Origin of the sequence: Ewingella americana (genome assembly GCF_006438725.1) — a bacterium.
Lineage (GTDB): Bacteria > Pseudomonadota > Gammaproteobacteria > Enterobacterales > Enterobacteriaceae > Ewingella > Ewingella americana_A.
This window is the reverse complement of sequence record NZ_RCZD01000016.1, coordinates 83,593-102,845: the sequence shown is the minus strand read 5'-3', so window position 1 is coordinate 102,845 and position 19,253 is coordinate 83,593. Positions and strand designations below refer to the sequence as shown.

Genomic DNA, 19,253 nt, shown 5'->3' with positions numbered 1-19,253 from the left:
AGACGCGAAGGGCTTAACGTAGCACCACCTGGTCATCCTCCAAGGGGTAAATAAACTCCGCCAAAAACTTTTCTCCCGTTCCGTCCGAAAACTTTTTGTCTCCGCCCCTTTCCGGCTGCCTGCGGTGGAGCAACGTTGCCCTTTGCCGCGCACTAGACCCATACCGTTAGATGAATTTTCACCCTGAAGAGGATTGCAGCATGCACACACATAACGTCAACAGCAAAACCGCCACGACTACCCCACCCGAAAGATGGGGGGCGAAAAGCACGTCCCTGCGCATGGACGGCTTTATTACCGATATTTCGTCTTCCCATCCGTTCGATGTGATCCGCGCGGACGTGGTGATTTCCCGTCTTGAAAAGCATGCTCATGCTGGGTGCGGGTTGCATTACGAGATTTACGAATCCCGCCTGATCGGCAGTGCGTTAGATCATCTTTCCCGCCTGCCGATGAAAGACCGTCCGGTCTTTATCGGCACGGCAGACCGCAGAGGGATCACGCTGACGTGGGCGGCAGAGGAAAAGGCTCAAAACGCCTACAGCGAATTAATGGCAGAGATTGCGGCAGAGCAGGAATAACAGACGGCGGCGGGATTGTCCCGCCGTCAACACCGAGGAGAAACACCATGTACACACCCGATATTACCACCGGCGACGCGAGTAAAAACCGGTTCGAATGGAGCGCAGGCACGGAGGCCGTTTACTGGGAGGCGCGGGCAAAATCTTATGTGACCGCGCCGGTGGAAATCGACCTGCACAGATATATGGACGTGCTGGGGACGTTACCGCCGATGGACTGGCAAGGCGGGCGGGACAGCGAATCATTCAAGTTTGCCGAAATGATGTGCGGCAGCGTGACGGACATTTACGCGAAAGTGGAAGGCCGGTATTTCCAGCTATGCGATGAATGCACCCTGAGCCATGCCGAAATTGTGGAACGTATTAAGGAGGTGTTAGGCAAAGAAACCGTATCGCAGAAATGAAAAAAGCAGACTTTCGTCTGCTCTCTCGTGCCGGTTGTTCCCCTAGGAAGGTCTGACCGGCTATCAATACTCGATTGGAGTTAATGCTATGAATATCGACCCGCAGATAATTGCATCCCCCGCGCCGTTTGTAAAGTCTGATACGGAAAAAAAACACCCGCGCATTGTGCGGGAACCGTTGAAAAGTCAGGACATCGCCGTGCCGTTTAAGGCGCTGGGACGTCATATCGCCAAATGTCAGCGCAAACGCCAGTCCGTCAGGGTGCCCGCCATGCGGGGCAGTGAACTCGGTCAGGTGCTGCGCACGCTGGAACTGAAACGGGCTTACGCCTGATCCCCTTGCCGCCCTGCGGGGCGGCAATTCAATGACTTTTCAGAGGTGAACAATGCCGAACAAACTGATTTTTAGAGCGGAAACGCTGACGCCGGTCATTCAGGACGTGACGAAAAATGCGTGTGAGCTGTGGTTTATGGCCGATGACGGCATTTATCTCACGGCGTCAACCGCAACCTTTATCCGGAAAAAACGCAATATCTGTTATGCGGAGGGGTTTGATCCGGATTTATGGGACGACGCAGGGGCGCATTTTGACGCGATTGATCTCGTACTGGGCAATGGTGATATGTGGGAAAGCGTGACGTTAGCGCCTGAAATGCTGGATGACCTGATGACGGGCACGGCGGATCTGACGATCGAGGTCACAGACAGCGGGTTTATATGTACAGCCCGCCAGCGCGAAGCGGATAAAACAGCATGAGCCAGCTATCGTTTGATTCGCTGTTTTCATTGCCGGAGACGCCTGCTGACGCGGTTTCACTTTCGCGGCCTGCGCGGGACAGCGCCGTCTCTCTGCTGGACAAACACCGCAAAGACTTTGTGAAACTGTTCCGCGAAACGGCTCGGCATCACAACCGGTATCAGGTATTCAGGGACTTCGTGACGATGGCCTCCGTGGCTCTGGAAAATGTCTTTTTGCAGTGTGAGGAGCTGGAAAATGAATATTTTCAGACGATTGCCGGTTATGAAAAAGCCGACCTGAACCGCATGGCTCAGCTGCTGGCTTTGGTGACGTCAGGGCTTGATGCGGGTATGTGTGATTTTCTGGGTTCCATTTTCATGGAGCTGGAGATCGGCAGTAAGGAAATGGGGCAGTTTTTCACCCCGTTTTCCCTGAGCGAGTTGATTGCGGGGCTGGTCATGGGGCAGCGCGTGCAGGAACTGGCAGCCGGTGCGCCTTATATCACGCTCGATGAGCCGACCTGCGGCGCGGGCGGTATGGTGATCGCGGCGGCTAAAGTGCTGCTTGACCGTGGCTATAATCCGCAGACGCAGCTGTTAGTGCAGTGCACCGATCTGGATCCGGTGGCGGCGCGGATGTGTTACGTGCAGTTATCACTGTTGGGTATTCCCGCATGCGTCAGGATCGGTAACTCGCTGAGCCAGAAAATCACGCGAGAGATGTACACGCCGTTCTGGTATCGCATCAAAGGCAGTCGCCGGACATTCTGAGGTGAGGGCGGGGAGCAATCCCTGCCTTTTGACCCGCTGAAACCCGCCCGCAGGCGAACAGCCTGCCCAATGCAGAGTGACGGGGCGGCTGCGCCGCCCTTTCTCTCCGTTCTGTTCCGGGGGCTTGTCTCCTGCTTTCCCGTCGTTCTCTTTCTCTCCGGGCTTTCTCTCTTCTTCTTCGTGCAGCTGCTGTGCATGATTTTTTCTGTGCGCATTCTTTCCGACATTCTCCTGGCCATTTCTCCCAGGATAAATCACCCCCAGGGCTTGGCCCCCTTCGGCTCCCGACCTGCGGCCGGTCGTCGAGCCCGACTGCGCTAACCGGCAAGCCGGTAAGCTCCGCGTAACCCCTCCGGGGTTACGGCCTACGGCTAGGGTCTGATGGCAACGGCCAGGTCAACCCCCGCAGGCGGCTGCGCCGCCGCACAGACACTGGCCAGCGACGCTGGCCGCTAAGGTCGCCGGCGCGTTCCTCGCCGTCGGGTGTGTGCACGCTGTCTGTTCAGGTGCGTCATCCAACGTATGGCCTAGACGCGAAGGGCTTAACGTAGCACCACCTGGTCATCCTCCAAGGGGTAAATAAACTCCGCCAAAAACTTTTCTCCCGTTCCGTCCGAAAACTTTTTGTCTCCGCCCCTTTCCGGCTGCCTGCGGTGGAGCAACGTTGCCCTTTGCCGCGCACTAGACCCATACCGTTAGATGAATTTTCACCCTGAAGAGGATTGCAGCATGCACACACATAACGTCAACAGCAAAACCGCCACGACTACCCCACCCGAAAGATGGGGGGCTAGACGCGAAGGGCTTAACGTAGCACCACCTGGTCATCCTCCAAGGGGTAAATAAACTCCGCCAAAAACTTTTCTCCCGTTCCGTCCGAAAACTTTTTGTCTCCGCCCCTTTCCGGCTGCCTGCGGTGGAGCAACGTTGCCCTTTGCCGCGCACTAGACCCATACCGTTAGATGAATTTTCACCCTGAAGAGGATTGCAGCATGCACACACATAACGTCAACAGCAAAACCGCCACGACTACCCCACCCGAAAGATGGGGGGCGAAAAGCACGTCCCTGCGCATGGACGGCTTTATTACTGATGTTTCGTCGTCCCATCCGTTCGATGTGATCCGCGCCGATGCGGTCATTTCCCGCCTGAGTAAAAAAGCCCATCAGGGCTGCGGTCTGCATGCCGAAATCTATGAATACAACCTGATTGTCAGCGCAATGGCGCACCTGAAGCGCCTGCCGGAGAAAGACCATCCCGCCTTTTTACACGCGGCTGAAAAACAGGGGCTGACGTTGACGGATGAAGAACTGGTACGCAGTGCAAACGCTTACTGCGACCTGCGAAATGAATTGTTCGAAGAGGAATAGCGTCCTTGTCGGACGTCCAGCGTCAACCGTCCGGCGCGTTTCTCATGCCTAACCCTGATTTAGCAACATTATCAACATTGAGGATATTACTATGCGTTTATCGTCCCGCTTTGGCTCCAAAAATCAGATCCGCCGTGACCGTCCGCTGACCAATGACGAGCTGGCCAGCGTCGTCCCGAGCGTATTTTCTGAGGAAAAACACGATTCACGCAGTGACCGATATACCTATATTCCCACCATCCAGCTGCTCGACAGCCTGCGCAAAGAAGGCTTTCAGCCGTTCTTTGCCTGTCAGACCCGCGTCCGTGATGAGGCCAGAAAAGGCCATACCAAACACATGCTGCGGCTGCGCCGCGAGCGCCAAATCATCGGCAGCGAAGTGCCGGAAATTGTCCTGCTCAATTCACACGATGGCAGCAGCAGCTACCAGATGCTGCCCGGCATTTTCCGTTTTGTTTGCGCGAACGGCATGGTGTGCGGCGAGGATTTTGGGGAAGTCCGTGTTCCGCACAAAGGCGACGTCACCGGACAGGTGATCGAGGGAGCCTATGAGGTGCTCGGCATCTTTGACAAGGTCGATGAGCACATGAACATCATGAAAGAGATCCCCCTCAACCGGGACGAACAAGACCTGTTTGCACAGGCGGCGCTCATGTATCGCTACGGGGAAGACGATAAAAAAATCCCCGTTACCCCGGCGAGTGTATTAATGCCACGTCGCAATGAAGACCGTCAAAATGATTTGTGGGTCACCTTTCAGCGGGTGCAGGAAAATATGATCCGAGGGGGATTAATCGGTCGCACCGAAAAAGGAAAGCGCACAACGACGCGCGCGATTAACGGTATTGACGGCGACGTGAAATTAAACCGGGCGCTGTGGATCATTGCCGAGCAGTTTAAAAAAATGAAGGCGTAACATTTTGCATTTAAATGAGGGGGAGTGTTCGCTCTCCCTGTGTATAAGGTCAACAGCATGGAAAAGGTTCACGGCATGACATGCAGCACGGCACATATAACGCCGGGCGATGGAGAAATTTTATCGCAATACGTTTGTGAAAAATTCCCCTGGGTATTTGATACAGGCTATGGCTATCTTTTAATGCTGCGTGAATACCGGTATCCGGTATTGAAATTAAAAGAAATGGGGATTTCAAAGCCCGTCAGGAAGTTAGTGTTTTGTATGCGGAAACAACATCAAATAGGGATGATCTGTTTTGACCCGGACGCTGATACCCTTGACGGGTACGATGTTTTTGAATGGTAGCGGTTTATCCGTCCGGCGCAATCGAAAAACGCCGGATATTTCTCATGATTACCCGATGCTCCCCAAGAATTATTTCCTTTCCCGCACCATAAAATCAAAAAACGTATACGCACGCCTCGTGGTTATATTATTTATTGTTTATTTTTGCGTCTGTATTGGCTGATGCGGTTGACCTGGCCAGAAGCGGATTTTCGTCACGCTGAGTGATTTGATTATTTTGAATCATTTGCGTGGCCACCAAGATGCGATATATATTTTTAATAAGATTAGCATAGGCTCTTCTCTGCTTTATCAGTTTCGGTGAGGGACCCGTGTTATACATCCCGACGCTGTCCCAGTTTTTACCATAAGCCTGAAAATTTCGGGCCAGTACCCATGCGCCGGTGTAAATACAGGTACAGGGTTCTTTCAGTAACCGCTCACGGGTAATATCAAATTTCCGCAGCGCAGGATAATGTGAACTGTTTATCTGCATGCCGCAGACATCTTCTGTTTTATGGGCGCTGTGATTATTTATTGCATCCATTCTCATCCGTGACTCTTGTATTGAAATCGCGGTCAATAAAAGCGGATCAATACCGTAATCGCGTCCCGCCTTGTTAAAACACATTTCCGGGCTGGCCTGGGCAGAAAACACCGCCGCCAGCGTGAGCAGAGCAAACCATTTCATTATTTTATATTCCCCAGGAATGCGCCGGATAAGCGCGGCGTGATTTCTGGCGAAAATACGCTTTCACCTTTCCCGATGCAAGATAATTAGTTACAGGCGCGCACAGGGCGCTCTGCGAACGCCTTCTGATGTCACCACGGAATTAAATAAATCAACAGAATAGGGATATTTCACCAGGCCGCTTTTTCTTACAACTTACATCACACCCCACGCAAGATTTCATCTTGCAGTTTTGTTGTTGTAATTCAAGATGTTAACCGTGATTTTTAATGTAATTTTACAAGCGTCCCGGAAAGAGTGTGCTAATTAGCACACCTTGCGGTGCTGAATGGTGTGTTAGTGGGGTGCCGTATTGTGTGCTAGCTCAGTGCCATATTGTGTGTGTTTACAGTGCCTGATAGTGTGTTAATCCGACACCCTAACCAGCACTGCATGGTGTGTTAATAGTGTTTTTCGTTATATATCAATAAATTAAATAATGTAAAATGGTGTGTAGTGCCTAATCCACACACCCTTATTTACGGCATGGTGCCTAATTAACACACATCAAAATACCGTATAGTGCTGGATTAACACCCCCCAAAGCGGCATGCAGTGCCTGATTCGCACACATGAAATTCTTCCACAGTGCCGGATTAACACACCCAAACCAAAGCGGAAGATGTTAATTTGCAGTGCCGTATTGACACACACTGAGTTTCGGCAGAATAATCGCCACCAACAGAATAACACCTTTCGCTTTATGTCACCCATGCGATTGCCTAATACATCGGGAAATAACGCGAACATCACCGGCAATAAATCCCTGCCGGACACACAGGAAAAAGAGATGGCCAGACGCAATATTTATTTCAAAGAAAAAACAGAAAGGGACGTGCTGGAGTTGGTGCAGATTGAGTTGCAAAACGGTGCCACGCACGGTGAGGTGAACTTTTCCTCCGTGGTCAATGAACTGGTTAACATCGGGCTGATGGTAAAAAAACACCAGGGCGAAGGAAATAGCTTTGACCAGGAAGGATTTAACCGGGACTTAATGCGAAAAGTTTCCGGCAGCCGTGAGGGTATCAGCATCATGATGGCCATGATGTCGGAAATGTATTTGCAGCTTCGTGGTGAGAGCGGGAATGAAAAACTGGAGGAACTGCTCGACAGAAATCTTTCCGGAATGAGTTCCGCCGAAGACAGGGCGGAATCAAAACATTTTATCGCAGAAGAATGAAATTTATGCCGGGCGTACTGCCCGGCATATCTCATCAGGATGGCTAAGATCCCAATTCGTTATTTAACTTATTGGTTAACGGGTTTTCTGCTACCGCCACCTTCGACACAATAAATTCATCAAACAGCATCGCCAGCGCACGCAGTCGTTGTATTTCCTCATTTTCTGGGAGCTGCTGTTCGGTAAAATAATTGAGCGACCCCAGCAGCCGCTGAACGATTTCCTGATTCATACTGCGCTGATTAAACCGCGCGCTAATTTCCATGTCCTTTTTTAAATTCACCGGGAAACTGCTGCTGAAGCGGCGCATTTTACCGGCCAAAAACTGCCGCTTATCATCCACCACCGTTGCTTCCTGGGCATATTTCTCCCGCAGCATATCCAAATGTTCCTGAATAAACTCATCAAATAACCGGGCAAGGGCCAACAGGCGTTCACCTTCCTCGGTTTTAATAATCGGTTTCTTGGGGGAGAAATCTAATGACTGTACCAGCCGGCCCACCACCTCATCATTCATGCTCACGCCGCGAACGCGCGCGGCAATACGTAACTCCAGCAGCAGATTATCAGGTGCCCATAGTACGCGATAGCGCACTTCGCCCAGCATATATTTCCTCGGACGGCCGCGCCGCTCGTACATATTCTCTTTTACTTTCATAATTTTGTGCCTGATTGAAATAACACAGGAAATGAGAGTGTGAGCGTACTCTTGGAGAAAGGTAAGAAAAATCCTATAAAGTGAAAATAACGTGATCTGGGTCACAGTTTTTTTTTTTTTGACTCAATGTAAGATAGGCGTGCGTTACGTCTGTTTACGCAAGCTGACATTTTTCTTACTCAATCGAGGTTTTTTACAATGAAATCAGTCATGTCCGATCCCGGCATTACGGAAGGGGTAGCGGTAGCTTTGCCTGAAGGGGAAAGTAAACTTCAGGGAGGAGTTATCGGCAGCCTTAAATTTGGCTTTAATCATTTTTATTCAAATCGTCTTAAATATTCTCTTTGCCAATCTCCTTCGGCCAAAAGAAACCTTATTTTATTTGCAATTGCCCTCTCTGTGATTATTGTTCCGCACCTGGTTCAGGCGACGGATTTAATGGCCACACAAAAATCGGATGCTAATGACACTTTCGGTCATGGCTCGACTGTGGAGTGGGTTATATATTTGTGTGAAGTTATTGTGTCGGCAACAGGGTTTATTAAAACTCGTAACCCGATGGTATTTACCGGTCTTGTTATGCTTGTCCTCATCACCCGCGCTTTCTTCACCATCATCGGATAATCCATTCTATGGACCAGGACTCGTTGAAATATCGATTCCCGGAAACCCTCAATCAGCAAAAACGAGTCGCCGGCCTGCCACCGGAGGAAGCCTTTGTGCTTTTCGCCTGCGGCGTGACGGGTTTTTTCTGTGACATTTTTATCGTAATGCTGTGCGTGGGCGCCGTGCTCTGGCTCCTCATCCGACACCTCAAAAAAGGGCAGGGCTCATGGTGGCTGTTGAACCTTCTTTACTGGTATCTGCCAACGGTGATTTTCCGGGTGCAATTCAGGCGGGTGCCTGATTCAAGCAACCGCCACTGGATGCAGTAGTATATGCGCCACTTTCGGGTGGCGTTTTTTCCTACGGGAAGGACAAACTATGAAGTATCAAGTTAGAGAAACCAGAAACCGAGTGACGATGCTTGCTCTGGCGGCGCTGGGTGCGCTGCTTACCCTGGCCCTGGTGGCCACCTGCATCACAAGCGCGATGGCCTGGCACTTTGCCTCCTCGCAAAAAACTATCACCACCCCGATGGTGTTTGATCGGTCATTTACCTCCGATGCGTCGCAGGGAGATGCCAGCCTGAACGACATGTTGGTGCGCTCTTTTATCAATTTACGCCTGAGTGTCACGCCGGACACTGTCGACAGTCAGCACGCCGCGTTGCTGAGATGGGTGCCGCCAGAGGCCCGTTCTGACCTTAAAAAGTCATTGGCCGTCGAAGCGGAGTACATCAAAAAGAACGGCATATCGACCGTGTTTCGGCTCGAAGATGAAAAGCTGGACACCCGCACTGGCGACACCCTCGTCAGCGGAACGCTCTCTGCCAGCACCTCTAACGGCAGCCTGAAGTTGGACATGCCTGACTTACATAAAGCCTACCTGCTCAGCGTGAAGTACGTGGACGGCATCATCCGTCTGACCGCCTTCCCCGAAGTGCAGCTCCCTCAATCCGTTCAAAAACAGCATCAGGGATAACCGCATGAAAGCACGACTTCTTGCCGCGTTCGTTGCCGCTGTCTGTCTCGCGCCCGCCGCGATGGCCGACGTTAGCGGCCCTTCCGGCACCGTATTTGAAAACGACGCACATCTTAAAGCACAGCTGAGCAACACCAGCCCCAATAAAATCGTCATTGAGGGTGAACTTATCACCCGCGTCACCGGACCTGATGGCGCGTTCACGCAGGAAAATACTGAAGACGGCGCCCTGCTTATCACGCCACTGACCGGCCAGAATTTCACGCTCTTTCTGGAAACGGCCAACGGCATCGGGGCCTCCGTCGACGTGACGCCAAAACCGGGCAGTGGCCACACGCTGCGCCTCATCCCCGCCTCAGCCCCGCAGAAGGCCAACCCGGACGCGAAAACCTGGGAAGAAAGCCAGCCATGGGAGAAAACCCTGGTGAGCGTCGCCCGCACCGTGGTGAACGGCGGAGTGCCGGATAGCTATACCGAAGTTGCCGCTGTACGTGGGCCAGCCTACAGCCCGGTGTCGGGCGTGCTGCTGACGCCAGAGCGTCAACTGGTCGGCTCTCACCTGTTGGTCATGCGCTATCGCATGAAAAACACCGGCTACATCACGCGGCCCCTGTCAGAAAAGCAGTTCTGGCAAAAAGGGGTGCGCGCCGTGATGCTCACCACGCACAGCCTGTATGCCGGGGGTGAAGGCTTCGTGTGGGTTATCTTCTCCACGGGGACGGAGGGTGGGGTATGAGCAACATCAACACCGTGACCCGCCGCAGGCAGTGGGTAATATCTGGGGTTTGTGTGGCTGTGGCACTCGCCGCCGGCGGGGGTATATGGGCGTATACACACCATCAGGCCACGCTGAAAGCACCGGCTAAACAGGTTGTCGCAGACATGACAGGCAGCGTGGTCACCAGTTCCTTTACGGACAATATGGCGACGTCAGCACTGACCCAGCAGCAGAACAAAACGTCGGTGCTGGAAAACAGCATGAATCAGATCAAAGCAGACCAGCAGCAGCAAAACGAAGCGCTGAAGCAACAGCTTGCCAAAATCATGGATGCTATGAGTAAGTTGCAGAGTCAGACGCCACCGACACCGGCATCCGGGACTCCCCCCACCACAACACCAACCGGTCCGGGTATGACAACGAACGGACCGGTCGCCAGTGGACCGGCCGGTCCCGGACAGTGGAATGTCACCGATCCGAAACGGGGACCGGCAACCGGGCAGGGGAGTCAGTTTTATCCTGGACAAGGTCAGGGGCAGGGTGCCGGATTTTATCCCGGCAACGGCACCGGTCATTTAGGCGGCATGAGCAGCAAAACGTTCAGCTACGCCTCGCTGCAGGCGAAAAAAACCAAACTGCCGTGGATACCGTCCGGCTCCTTCTCGGAAGCGGTGATGATTGAAGGGGCGGACGCCAACGCGAGCGTGACCGGTCAACAAAATACCTCCCCCGTGGTCATCACCCTGATTGGTGATGTCTCCATGCCTAACGGCAAAACCTACAACATGGACCAGTGCCGCGTCACCGGTGAAATGTGGGGGGATATCTCCAGCGAACGCGGTGAAGTCAGAACCAAAAACATTAGCTGCATCCTGAAAAACGGCAAGCACATTGACATGGTATTTGATGGGCATGTGGCCTTCCAGGGTAAGCAGGGCATCCGGGGCAAACCGGTAATGCGTAATGGTGCGATCCTCCTCAACGCCGGCGCTTCAGGTTTACTCTCCGGCTTCGGAGAAGGCATTAAGTCTGCAGCCACACCAACGGTCGGGTTAGGGGCAACGGCATCTGTTGGGGCTGGGGATATTTTCAAACAAGGAATTGGCGGAGGGGCAAGTAAAGCCGCAGATACGATGAGCCAGTACTATATAAAACGCGCGGAACAGTATCACGCGGTTATCGATATCGGCGCGGGCAATTCGGTCACGGTGGTCTTCCAGCAGGGTTTTCGTTTGGAAACCATCGAAGACGTTGAAGCGGATAAAGACAAAAAGGGCAATACACAGAATACGGTGCAGCAGGTGGCGGCCAATACCGCCACGCAGGCGAATAATGTGACTCGCGCAGCCGTCCTCAATCCTGACGAAGTGTTGCGTCAGGCCAGCCAGCTGAAGCTGGGCGATACCATTAACTGACAGGGGGAAGGGATATGGAACACTGGTACGTCGCACAGACGCAGTATGCACAGGAAAAACGCGCCCAGCAGCATTTGGACAATCAGGGGGTGACATGTTTCCTGCCGCTTTATACGGCACAAGTCATCACCCCCATGTTACTCGGCAGCCCGCAGATTAAAACGGTGTCACCCCAGGCACTTTTCCCCGGTTACATCTTCGTGCGTTTTGATCCGGAGGTCATTCACACCACCACCATCAAAAGCACAAGGGGTGTGTCGTCCTTAATCAGTTTTGGCGGCATGCCATCAGTGGTGCCCGATGAGGTGGTGGAGCGGCTGAAAACCCATGACTGCCTGTCACCCGCACCGACTATGCCGGTGCACGGTGACCGGGTGGAGGTTCTCAGCGGGGTGTTTGAAGGGCTGGAAGCAGTTTGGGACGAACCCAACGGAGCCAGGCGAGCCATGCTGATGCTGACGCTGATGAATCAGGTTGTACGGGTGCCGGTCAGCGGGCGTCGGGCACCGGAAACGCTGCATGTCCGGGTGTTGGGGCGGGGAGCAGCAGCATAAAAAAGGGGAAACGTGGTGAAAAATCGGGAGCAACGTATCAGGCTCGGCGCATTAAAAGTGCGTTACCGCCGGGCATGGAAACGCAAAGCGTCATCCTGTGAGTTGTCGGCACTGCTCAGTGACATTGAAAAGCTTGAGCACGGCCAGTCTGATGCTGACGCCGGGAACGCGACGCAGCCAGCCAGTGGGCCGGAAGCCTACCATTCGGAATATTGAGGAGAACATGATGTTTCTGAGTGAATGTAAAAATAACCGTATTCCCTATGTCATCCTTTGTCTGATAACCCTCGGATTTTATGGCACCTGGGCATACGAATTACACTACGCAACACCGGCAGACTGGAGTGATTGGCGCTTTGCCCTCATTGCCGGCGGAATATATCTGGGTCTGATTTATGCCAGCGCGATTGATTTTTCGGTCATTAATACGCTCTGCATGATGGCCGCACTCTGGGGTGTTATGGCTATCGTGTTTGTGCTGTGTGCCTTTCTCACCTGGAAATTACCTCACCTCGGCCCATCACTGATTAACGATATTTTAAAGACGCATTTCGTCATTTCACTCATGAGTGCCGTGTGGGGCCAAAAGTTTCAATTCGTGAAGTATTAGCACAACGAATAGAGAAGACCATGATGATGCTGAGTAAGAACAACCGGTTGATGTCGCGGCTCTATTCTTGATTGAAGGTTGCGTCGTTATTTGCGGAGGAATTGTCGAAAGCCTTTAGTACATTTTTATCCTTCATAAGTTAACAAAATCAACAATTCACAAGACGTATGATCTGGTACTTCCCCACATCTGCTCTGCTTACTACCCGGCTAATCTGAATCACCTCAATCACCAACCTCTTGACCTGACAGGGCACACTGTTGCCCGGAGATATTCCCATGCATAAATTTCTTCCAGCCGTGCTGCTGTGCGGCATGCTGACCGGTTGTGCCGGTATGAATTCAGACTTCGACTGCAACAAGACCGCCACCGACCAGTGCCTGTCAATGTCTGATGCCAGTCACCTTGCGGCAAAAGGCAAAAGCCTGGATGACCTAACGGCGGCGGCGCAGACCACCCCAAAGCCTGCCGCTGAGTCTCTGGGATCACCGACCAACATAAAACCCAACGTGTCGCCAGACCGGCCCATCAGCGTTGCTAATCTGGCACCCCGGCCGTTAGCCGGCCAGTCTGTTTCAAACAAGAACTCGATGCTCAGGGCATCGACTATCCCGGTGGGCGGCAGTAACACGGCTTATCTGTCCACATCGCGACCAATCACACCTTCAGACTATTCAGGGCCAGGGCAGGTGGATGCCCGCCGTATTCCTGACGCCACACAGCGTCTGTGGATAGCCCCCTGGGTTGATGAACAAGACAGCTTCCATCAACCCGCCGTGGTCGAGTTTGTGAAGAACAAATCCCGCTGGGATGCTGATTTCCGAGTGATCAGTGAGGGGGAATGAAATGTGCAAAAAACTAAAAGATGTCATCACCGTCATAGATGTAGGTATGGCAAATAAAGGGTTACTTCAGGTCCCTCATCAGTTACCTCATCCCGTTCGCAATTTGGATATGAGTATTGCAGGGGGAGGTGGCCGGAAATTCCACGAGGCTGTGCAGGCGAGCCAAAAGATGTTCATGCTTGATGAGTATTGGCGTGTTGGAAGCCAGGACGTGATCAGGTTAAGCCAGAGACCGTCTAAGGGAGGTCTTCATGAGTGATTCTTGGTTAGATCAGCTGGCGAACATTTTTGCCAGCAGCAAAGATGAAGGTGGCGCCAAGTCAGCTGCAGATATGCTGCAGCAAAGCCTGAGTTACCCTTCGATCACCAGCCTCTTGCCTTACCGCGAATATGATGAAAAAACTGACCTTTTTATCAACAACCGTTCTATTGGTTTCATCATGGAAGTCGCCCCGCTGGCGGGGGCAAATCAGCAGGTTGTGCAGGCTCTCGATGACCTGCTGCGCAAAAAAATGCCTCGTAAATCCCCTATCACCGTACTGATGGTGGCCAGTAAATGCGTCGGTGAGATGCTCGACAATGGCCTGAGCAAGGACATGTGGAAAGGGAACATGGCGAAGCCGCTCAACGCCATCACCAAAGCCTACTGGGAACGTGCGGCACTGAAAGGGCTCAGCAACGAGCGGGAATACCCGCTTTATCTGCGTAACTACCGCGTGTTCCTAGTGTATGCCCGTTCAGGTCGCGGCGGCATCCGGGCAATGGATTCCGTTGTGCAACTGCGTGAGACATTGCGGGTTTCACTGATGGCCGCGCATATGGAAACGCGTCGTATTGCAGCACCGGAATTTTTGTCGGTGATGCGTGAACAGCTTAACTACCGGCCAGGGCAGGTTACCCGCAGCCCGGATCACTGGAACCCTGATCAGGAATTGCACCGCCAGTGTGTGGATCACAGCACCGAAATGGAAGTGCATCCGGGTTATCTGCGCGTCACCACAGCACGTCAACCGGAGGATCGTATCCTCGGAGACAGCCGCGATACGGCGGTGGCCAGCACCCGTATCGTGAATATGCAACTGACCAAAGCGCCGGCGAAATTTGCACTCTGGCAGGCGTCAGACAATTTGCAGAATATGCGCTTTCCTGACCTGGGCATTCCCTGCCCCTTCATTATCAGTTGGACCGTATCGGTTGAGGAGCAGGTTAAAAGCCAGAACGATGCATTCCGCAAAGAGCAGGATCTCGGCAAGAAAGCCGGCACCTCCTACGCCAAGCTTTTCCCTGGTACGCAGCGTGCGTATGAAGAGTGGCGTGAACTGCGGCAGGGTCTGGCCAGTAATGAAATTGCTATGTGCAATTTTTCCCTGAACCTGACCCTGTTCACGCCAGATGACCCGAGTCAGCAACAGACGTGCGAGCTGGCGGCGATCAATGTCTTTCGTAAAAATGACTTGGAAATATCCGCACCGCGTTTTCAACAACTACGTAACTGGATCAGCTCCTTCCCCTTCATGATGCAGGAAGGTTTGTGGGAAGACATGGTGGTCATGGGATCCACTTTGCGCTGTAAGAGCTTTAACGCTGTCAATCTGATGCCGGTGGTAGCAGAACGGCAGATGTCGCCCGTCGGCAGTCCGTTGCCGACTTACCGCAACGCGCTGGCCTTCTTCGACATGTTCAGCGAATCCAACGGCAGCACCAACTACAACATCGCGGTGACCGGCACCACCGGCGCGGGCAAAAGCTTCTTCATCCAGGAAATTTTGCGGCAAGTGCTGAATTCCAACGGTTTCGCCTGGGTCATCGATATGGGGGCCAGCTACAAAAACTTCTGTGCCCAGGCTGGAGGCGTGTACCTGGACGGTCAAACCCTTCGCTTTAACCCGTTTGCTAACGTGCTGGACATTAAGGAGTCTGCAGAAGGGATCACCGGCCTGCTCACCGTGCTGGCCAGCCCCAATGCACCGCTGGATAAGGTCAGCGAAACCATTCTGCTTAAAGGTGTGGTGTCCGCCTGGGAAGAGAAAGGGAATAAAGCGCGTATTGATGACGTCGTGGCGTACATGATTTCGGAAGAAGTCAAAAACACTTACGAGTCACAGCCGAGCATCCGTGACCGCATCAACGAGTTGGTTCTGCTACTTGACCGCTGGTGCACCTGGGGGGCAAACGGCGAGTACTTTAACTCTGACAGCCCGACGCTCGATGGCGAAACCCGCTTTGCTGTACTGGAATTGCTGAGCCTGGAAAACCAGCCGCACCTGCTGTCTGCCATCCTGTACTCGCTCATTCTGGCGATACAGGAAAAAATGTACCACTCGCCGCGTGACCTAAAAAAAGTGGCCATTATCGACGAAGCCTGGCGTCTGTTCAGCGGCTCCAACCCGCACGCTGCCCGTTTTATCGAAACTGGCTACCGCACCGTGCGCCGCCATCGCGGTGCCTTCATCACCATCACGCAGGGCATCAAGGACTTTACCGGTACCAAAGACCAGGCGGCGCCGCCTGCTGCGGCAGCAGCATGGGACTGTAGCGGTACGAAAGTGACATTGTTACAGGACGCAAAAGCCTTCAAAACCTACCTTAACGCCAACCCCGATCAGTTCAGCGAACTGGAAACGCAGGTCATTCGCGGCTTCCAGCCGGCAAAAGAAACCGGGTTCAGCTCGGTGATGATTTCGACCGGGGAAACCAGCTCCTTCCATCGCGTTTTTGTCGATCCGGTAACGCGGGCGATGTTCAGCACCCGCGGGCAGGACTTCCAGTACATGAGCGATGCGCAGAAAGCAGGGGCTACCAGCGAAGAGGCAGCCTATCTGCTGGCATGTGAGCCGGATATGTACCAGAACGAAATGCGCGAACTGGAAGTGTGGGCGGGGCTGCGTGTGAATGATACAGAGGAGATAAGACCGTGAGTGAACCCGAACTCGATGCACAAGCTGTCAGAGTGGGCATAGTGCCGGCTCGTCATGCAGCTTTCTTCAACAAAAAATCCGTCAGGGCCGTTGCGTCGGCCCTGCTTTTGGTGGCGGTGTGCGCCGGAGTCAGCGCGCTGGTCGCCCAACAGTTCCAGCGCAGAACGGTGGTGTTTGACATGAAGGGCACTATCGACCTGTTTATGCAGCAGTCTGCCAAAAAGCAGCTGGACGAGAACAGTGCGCGTGCCATGACCACCCGCTTTGATCTGGCCCTTAAAGAAAGCCTGAGTGCCTGGCATCAGGAACATGATGACCTGATCCTTGTGCCGCCGGCAGTGGTGATGCCCGTGCTGGATATTACGCCACAAATTCAAACGGATATTGCACACCGTATGCAGGAGGCCCCATGACAAAACGGCTGGCTGTCCTCCTGTTGGCCGGGATAATTAGCCTGCCAACAGGAGCCAGGGAGCTAGGCTCTATCGGGCATCTGTTTCCGATAGCCGAACCTGACCTGCTGGACTTTATCGGACAGCGCCTGCAAGGCATGAAAGACAGCGGGGAGATGGACCGGCTGCAGCGTGAAGCCGAGGCGAGAGTGAAAACCCACGCCGTTCGTCCCGATCCCGTAGCCGGGCTGACCCCTGCGAAAATCGACAGGACGCTGCACTATGACCCGACCTTTACCGTGCGCGAAACCATCCGTGATATGCGCGGCAACGTGATTGCCCTCGCCGGTGACCAGGTAAACCCCCTAGATAAAGTACCGTTTAGCGAAACCCTTTACTTTATTGACGGTGATAATCCGGCGCAGATGAAGTGGATGAAACAGCAGCTGAGCGGGTTAGTCAATTTCAAAGTCATTCTGGTGAACGGCAATATCCGGGACAGCAGCAACGCGCTGGATGAACCGGTGTACTTCGACCAGTACGGCACCCTGACAACTAAATTTGGCTTCGAGCACACGCCGGTACGTATTAGCCGCGACGACAGGATGCTTAAGGTTGAGGAGGTGGCACTGAAATGAATCACTGCGTTAAAGTCAATCACGACGCGGATAGAATCAAACGCTTTGCGACGACCGTGCGCATGGACGAGACCGATAAGAACGGCTTGCGGGAAATGACGGATGAACACCCGCTATATACAGAGTCGGTGGTGATCCGTGCCGCACTGCAGACTTTTCTAGTACTTAGCGCAGAACTGCGAACGGCCATCATTCTGGCGTCACTGAATGAACTCGATATCCAAAGTGTGTTGCAGCGTAATGGGCATTCGTTTCAAGAGGGGAAAAATTGATGTAGGTGAAAGTGCACAGAAAGTTCACCGGATGCTCAGGCGCCTGCGTCAGCGCGGATTATATGTGGCATCTTCTCCTCATTATCAAAAGGTTGAATAACGATGAGATTATTTGCATTTATTGAATCACTCACACCCGGCGAAATATTGTGGCTGCTGTTATTACTCCTCTGCCTTTACTTGTTTTTTTGGTACAAAGCTGTCGGGAAGAATGATTTTGTTGGAAAACCCATGCCCCGTCAGGACGAAGCTCCCCGTGCCGAAGGCAATACATCGAAGCTGTTCAGGTATCCGGCCGCCATTACGGGTAAAGCCTTACATGCGCAGATGAACGAAGCCTATTTTGACGCCATTTTCTCTGCCTTTCTGCGCAGTTTGCAGCGGGCGGGTTATACGTTGTCAGACCGGGAAATCGGCGTGGCGCCGCTGTTGTCAGGCAGTACCATTGATGCAATGGCCCGTGAAGTCGAAAGAGCCCGTCAGGAATTTCTGACCGTGCTGGGTTCGGACATTAAAGCCGATATCGACTATCAGATGCAGTCCGGGCGGGCACCGAAGTTTCTTATCCAGCTTATCGACAGCTGTGAACGGCTGGGCTGGAAGGTTATGCCGGTTGTCAGGGAACCGGAGGACGAATGCGCAAGCTCATTCTCTGTTTTACTTTAGTTTGGGCGGGATTACTGTATACGCCAGCACACGCTGCCAGCGCAAATGCCGGGGACGGCCGCTGGGTAAACCCCATCAGCGACGTCTGCTGGAAATGCCTGTTCCCCATGACGCTCGGCAGTATTCCGCTGGCCACCGGTTCTCACCCTGACACGCCCAACCCGGCTTCTCCGATCCAGATTTGCCCAGTCGGCATTTTATACCGTCTGGGATTAGCTATTGGTTTTTGGGAGCCAGTTGCGCTCACTGACGTGACGCGTGAACCCGGTGTGATGGTGAACATGGGGGGATTTAAAATTGACCTCGGCCGTACCGGTACTGGCACCGGCGGGCAGAGTGATAAGCCCTCGCCGGGCGCGTTCTATCACGTTCACTGGTACAAGTATCCGCTGATTTTCTGGCTGAATATTATCACCAGCACAGGCTGCATGCAGACCGGCGACATGGACATTGCCTACCTCTCTGAGGTTGACCCGCTTTGGAATGACAGTACGCTGTCCATGATCATCAACCCCGAAGTCAGCCTGTTCTCCAACTTGCTGGCACAGGGTGCCTGCGCCGCTGATTCGATTGCTTCAACCGCCGGTATCCCACTGGATGCGTTATTTTGGTGTGCGGGCGCACAGGGTTCGATGTACCCATTTACTGGCTACACCAGCAACGAGTTTTCACCACTTGAAGCCTCAGTTTTGGTTAGCGAACGGATGGCCTTCAAACTGCATCGGGAGGGCCTGGTGATGGAGACTGTCGGGGCAGACGTGGCCGTGTGCTACGAGTATCCGTCCCCGATCATTCCGAAATCACGATGGCGTTATCAGATGGTCAATATGTATCCCGAAGCCAGCGACTGCCACCCATTTGGTACTACCACGCAGCTTTGGGGTTCAGTACACAACTCTCCGGCTTCCAAGAAGAGCTTCGGCTACCTCCTGTGGCGAAAGCGTAACTGCGCTTATCTGTAAGGA

At 53.2% G+C, this 19,253-nt stretch carries 27 protein-coding genes; 25 read left to right on the top strand and 2 right to left on the bottom strand.

Annotated elements, in window-relative coordinates:
* Window positions 1–200 precede the first annotated feature (200 nt).
* The 8 genes from EAH77_RS22365 to EAH77_RS22330 all read left to right on the top strand — a co-directional run bounded on the left by EAH77_RS22365 (window position 201) and on the right by EAH77_RS22330 (window position 5,129).
* Window positions 201–581, top strand: coding sequence for a hypothetical protein (locus EAH77_RS22365; RefSeq protein ID WP_140475246.1), 381 nt, complete (start codon window positions 201–203; stop codon window positions 579–581).
* Window positions 582–628: 47 nt separating this feature from the next.
* A complete protein-coding gene (locus tag EAH77_RS22360) occupies window positions 629–985 on the top strand; it encodes a hypothetical protein (protein ID WP_140475244.1) in 357 nt (118 codons plus the stop codon).
* 88 nt (window positions 986–1,073) lie between these two features.
* Complete coding sequence (locus tag EAH77_RS25270) at window positions 1,074–1,319, top strand: hypothetical protein (protein WP_140475242.1); 246 nt, start codon at window positions 1,074–1,076, stop codon at window positions 1,317–1,319.
* A gap of 52 nt (window positions 1,320–1,371) precedes the next feature.
* Entirely contained in the window at window positions 1,372–1,743 is a 372-nt protein-coding gene (locus EAH77_RS22350) for a DUF3085 domain-containing protein (RefSeq protein ID WP_140475240.1), read from the top strand.
* Window positions 1,740–2,495 carry an N-6 DNA methylase gene (locus EAH77_RS22345; protein ID WP_140475238.1) on the top strand — a complete coding sequence of 252 codons (756 nt, stop codon included), beginning with the start codon at window positions 1,740–1,742 and terminating at the stop codon, window positions 2,493–2,495. Before EAH77_RS22350 ends, EAH77_RS22345 begins: the two co-directional genes overlap by 4 nt.
* Window positions 2,496–3,487: 992 nt before the next feature.
* Complete coding sequence (locus EAH77_RS22340; protein ID WP_140475236.1) at window positions 3,488–3,865, top strand: hypothetical protein; 378 nt, start codon at window positions 3,488–3,490, stop codon at window positions 3,863–3,865.
* 91 nt (window positions 3,866–3,956) lie between these two features.
* Complete coding sequence (locus EAH77_RS22335; protein WP_140475234.1) at window positions 3,957–4,781, top strand: DUF932 domain-containing protein; 825 nt, start codon at window positions 3,957–3,959, stop codon at window positions 4,779–4,781.
* 57 nt (window positions 4,782–4,838) lie between these two features.
* Window positions 4,839–5,129: a DUF5983 family protein gene (locus EAH77_RS22330; RefSeq protein ID WP_140475232.1), complete on the top strand. Its 291-nt coding sequence runs from the start codon at window positions 4,839–4,841 to the stop codon at window positions 5,127–5,129.
* Between the two features lie 127 nt (window positions 5,130–5,256).
* Here EAH77_RS22330 and EAH77_RS22325 read toward each other — a convergent pair whose 3' ends face one another.
* Window positions 5,257–5,799 (bottom strand): lytic transglycosylase domain-containing protein, encoded by a 543-nt coding sequence (locus tag EAH77_RS22325; RefSeq protein WP_140475230.1) that lies wholly within the window; start codon window positions 5,797–5,799, stop codon window positions 5,257–5,259.
* 829 nt (window positions 5,800–6,628) lie between these two features.
* Here EAH77_RS22325 and EAH77_RS22320 point away from each other — a divergent pair.
* Complete coding sequence (locus EAH77_RS22320) at window positions 6,629–7,018, top strand: relaxosome protein TraM (RefSeq protein WP_140475228.1); 390 nt, start codon at window positions 6,629–6,631, stop codon at window positions 7,016–7,018.
* Between the two features lie 43 nt (window positions 7,019–7,061).
* Here EAH77_RS22320 and EAH77_RS22315 read toward each other — a convergent pair whose 3' ends face one another.
* Window positions 7,062–7,781, bottom strand: coding sequence for an Arc family DNA-binding protein (locus EAH77_RS22315; RefSeq protein WP_241673515.1), 720 nt, complete (start codon window positions 7,779–7,781; stop codon window positions 7,062–7,064).
* A gap of 93 nt (window positions 7,782–7,874) precedes the next feature.
* Here EAH77_RS22315 and EAH77_RS22310 point away from each other — a divergent pair, with 93 nt between their 5' ends.
* The 16 genes from EAH77_RS22310 to traU all read left to right on the top strand — a co-directional run bounded on the left by EAH77_RS22310 (window position 7,875) and on the right by traU (window position 19,250).
* Window positions 7,875–8,300: a type IV conjugative transfer system pilin TraA gene (locus EAH77_RS22310; RefSeq protein ID WP_140475226.1), complete on the top strand. Its 426-nt coding sequence runs from the start codon at window positions 7,875–7,877 to the stop codon at window positions 8,298–8,300.
* A gap of 8 nt (window positions 8,301–8,308) precedes the next feature.
* The gene (gene traL / locus EAH77_RS22305) at window positions 8,309–8,611 is read left to right on the top strand and encodes a type IV conjugative transfer system protein TraL (protein ID WP_140475224.1); all 303 of its coding nucleotides are present in this window, start codon (window positions 8,309–8,311) and stop codon (window positions 8,609–8,611) included.
* 49 nt (window positions 8,612–8,660) lie between these two features.
* Window positions 8,661–9,260, top strand: coding sequence for a TraE/TraK family type IV conjugative transfer system protein (locus EAH77_RS22300; protein WP_140475222.1), 600 nt, complete (start codon window positions 8,661–8,663; stop codon window positions 9,258–9,260).
* Window positions 9,261–9,264: 4 nt separating this feature from the next.
* On the top strand, window positions 9,265–9,996 hold the full coding sequence (gene traK, locus EAH77_RS22295) for an F-type conjugal transfer protein TraK (RefSeq protein WP_140475220.1): 732 nt from the start codon (window positions 9,265–9,267) through the stop codon (window positions 9,994–9,996).
* Window positions 9,993–11,393: an F-type conjugal transfer pilus assembly protein TraB gene (gene traB, locus EAH77_RS22290; protein WP_140475218.1), complete on the top strand. Its 1,401-nt coding sequence runs from the start codon at window positions 9,993–9,995 to the stop codon at window positions 11,391–11,393. The genes traK and traB overlap by 4 nt, the downstream gene beginning before the upstream one ends.
* Window positions 11,394–11,407: 14 nt before the next feature.
* Window positions 11,408–11,947, top strand: coding sequence for a transcription/translation regulatory transformer protein RfaH (rfaH, locus tag EAH77_RS22285; RefSeq protein ID WP_140475217.1), 540 nt, complete (start codon window positions 11,408–11,410; stop codon window positions 11,945–11,947).
* Between the two features lie 15 nt (window positions 11,948–11,962).
* Window positions 11,963–12,163, top strand: coding sequence for a hypothetical protein (locus EAH77_RS22280; protein ID WP_241673514.1), 201 nt, complete (start codon window positions 11,963–11,965; stop codon window positions 12,161–12,163).
* Window positions 12,164–12,170: 7 nt separating this feature from the next.
* Entirely contained in the window at window positions 12,171–12,557 is a 387-nt protein-coding gene (locus EAH77_RS22275; protein ID WP_140475213.1) for a hypothetical protein, read from the top strand.
* 278 nt (window positions 12,558–12,835) lie between these two features.
* Window positions 12,836–13,402 (top strand): type IV conjugative transfer system lipoprotein TraV, encoded by a 567-nt coding sequence (gene traV / locus EAH77_RS22270; RefSeq protein ID WP_140475211.1) that lies wholly within the window; start codon window positions 12,836–12,838, stop codon window positions 13,400–13,402.
* Window position 13,403: 1 nt separating this feature from the next.
* On the top strand, window positions 13,404–13,661 hold the full coding sequence (locus EAH77_RS22265) for a hypothetical protein (protein WP_140475209.1): 258 nt from the start codon (window positions 13,404–13,406) through the stop codon (window positions 13,659–13,661).
* A complete protein-coding gene (traC, locus tag EAH77_RS22260) occupies window positions 13,654–16,320 on the top strand; it encodes a type IV secretion system protein TraC (protein ID WP_140475207.1) in 2,667 nt (888 codons plus the stop codon). Before EAH77_RS22265 ends, traC begins: the two co-directional genes overlap by 8 nt.
* On the top strand, window positions 16,317–16,733 hold the full coding sequence (gene trbI, locus EAH77_RS22255; RefSeq protein WP_140475205.1) for a type-F conjugative transfer system protein TrbI: 417 nt from the start codon (window positions 16,317–16,319) through the stop codon (window positions 16,731–16,733). Before traC ends, trbI begins: the two co-directional genes overlap by 4 nt.
* The gene (gene traW, locus EAH77_RS22250; RefSeq protein ID WP_140475203.1) at window positions 16,730–17,350 is read left to right on the top strand and encodes a type-F conjugative transfer system protein TraW; all 621 of its coding nucleotides are present in this window, start codon (window positions 16,730–16,732) and stop codon (window positions 17,348–17,350) included. Before trbI ends, traW begins: the two co-directional genes overlap by 4 nt.
* Window positions 17,347–17,622: a hypothetical protein gene (locus EAH77_RS22245; protein ID WP_140475201.1), complete on the top strand. Its 276-nt coding sequence runs from the start codon at window positions 17,347–17,349 to the stop codon at window positions 17,620–17,622. The genes traW and EAH77_RS22245 overlap by 4 nt, the downstream gene beginning before the upstream one ends.
* Window positions 17,623–17,853: 231 nt before the next feature.
* A complete protein-coding gene (locus EAH77_RS22240; RefSeq protein ID WP_241673513.1) occupies window positions 17,854–18,288 on the top strand; it encodes a hypothetical protein in 435 nt (144 codons plus the stop codon).
* Window positions 18,258–19,250 (top strand): conjugal transfer pilus assembly protein TraU, encoded by a 993-nt coding sequence (traU, locus tag EAH77_RS22235; RefSeq protein ID WP_140475197.1) that lies wholly within the window; start codon window positions 18,258–18,260, stop codon window positions 19,248–19,250. Before EAH77_RS22240 ends, traU begins: the two co-directional genes overlap by 31 nt.
* Window positions 19,251–19,253 lie beyond the last annotated feature (3 nt).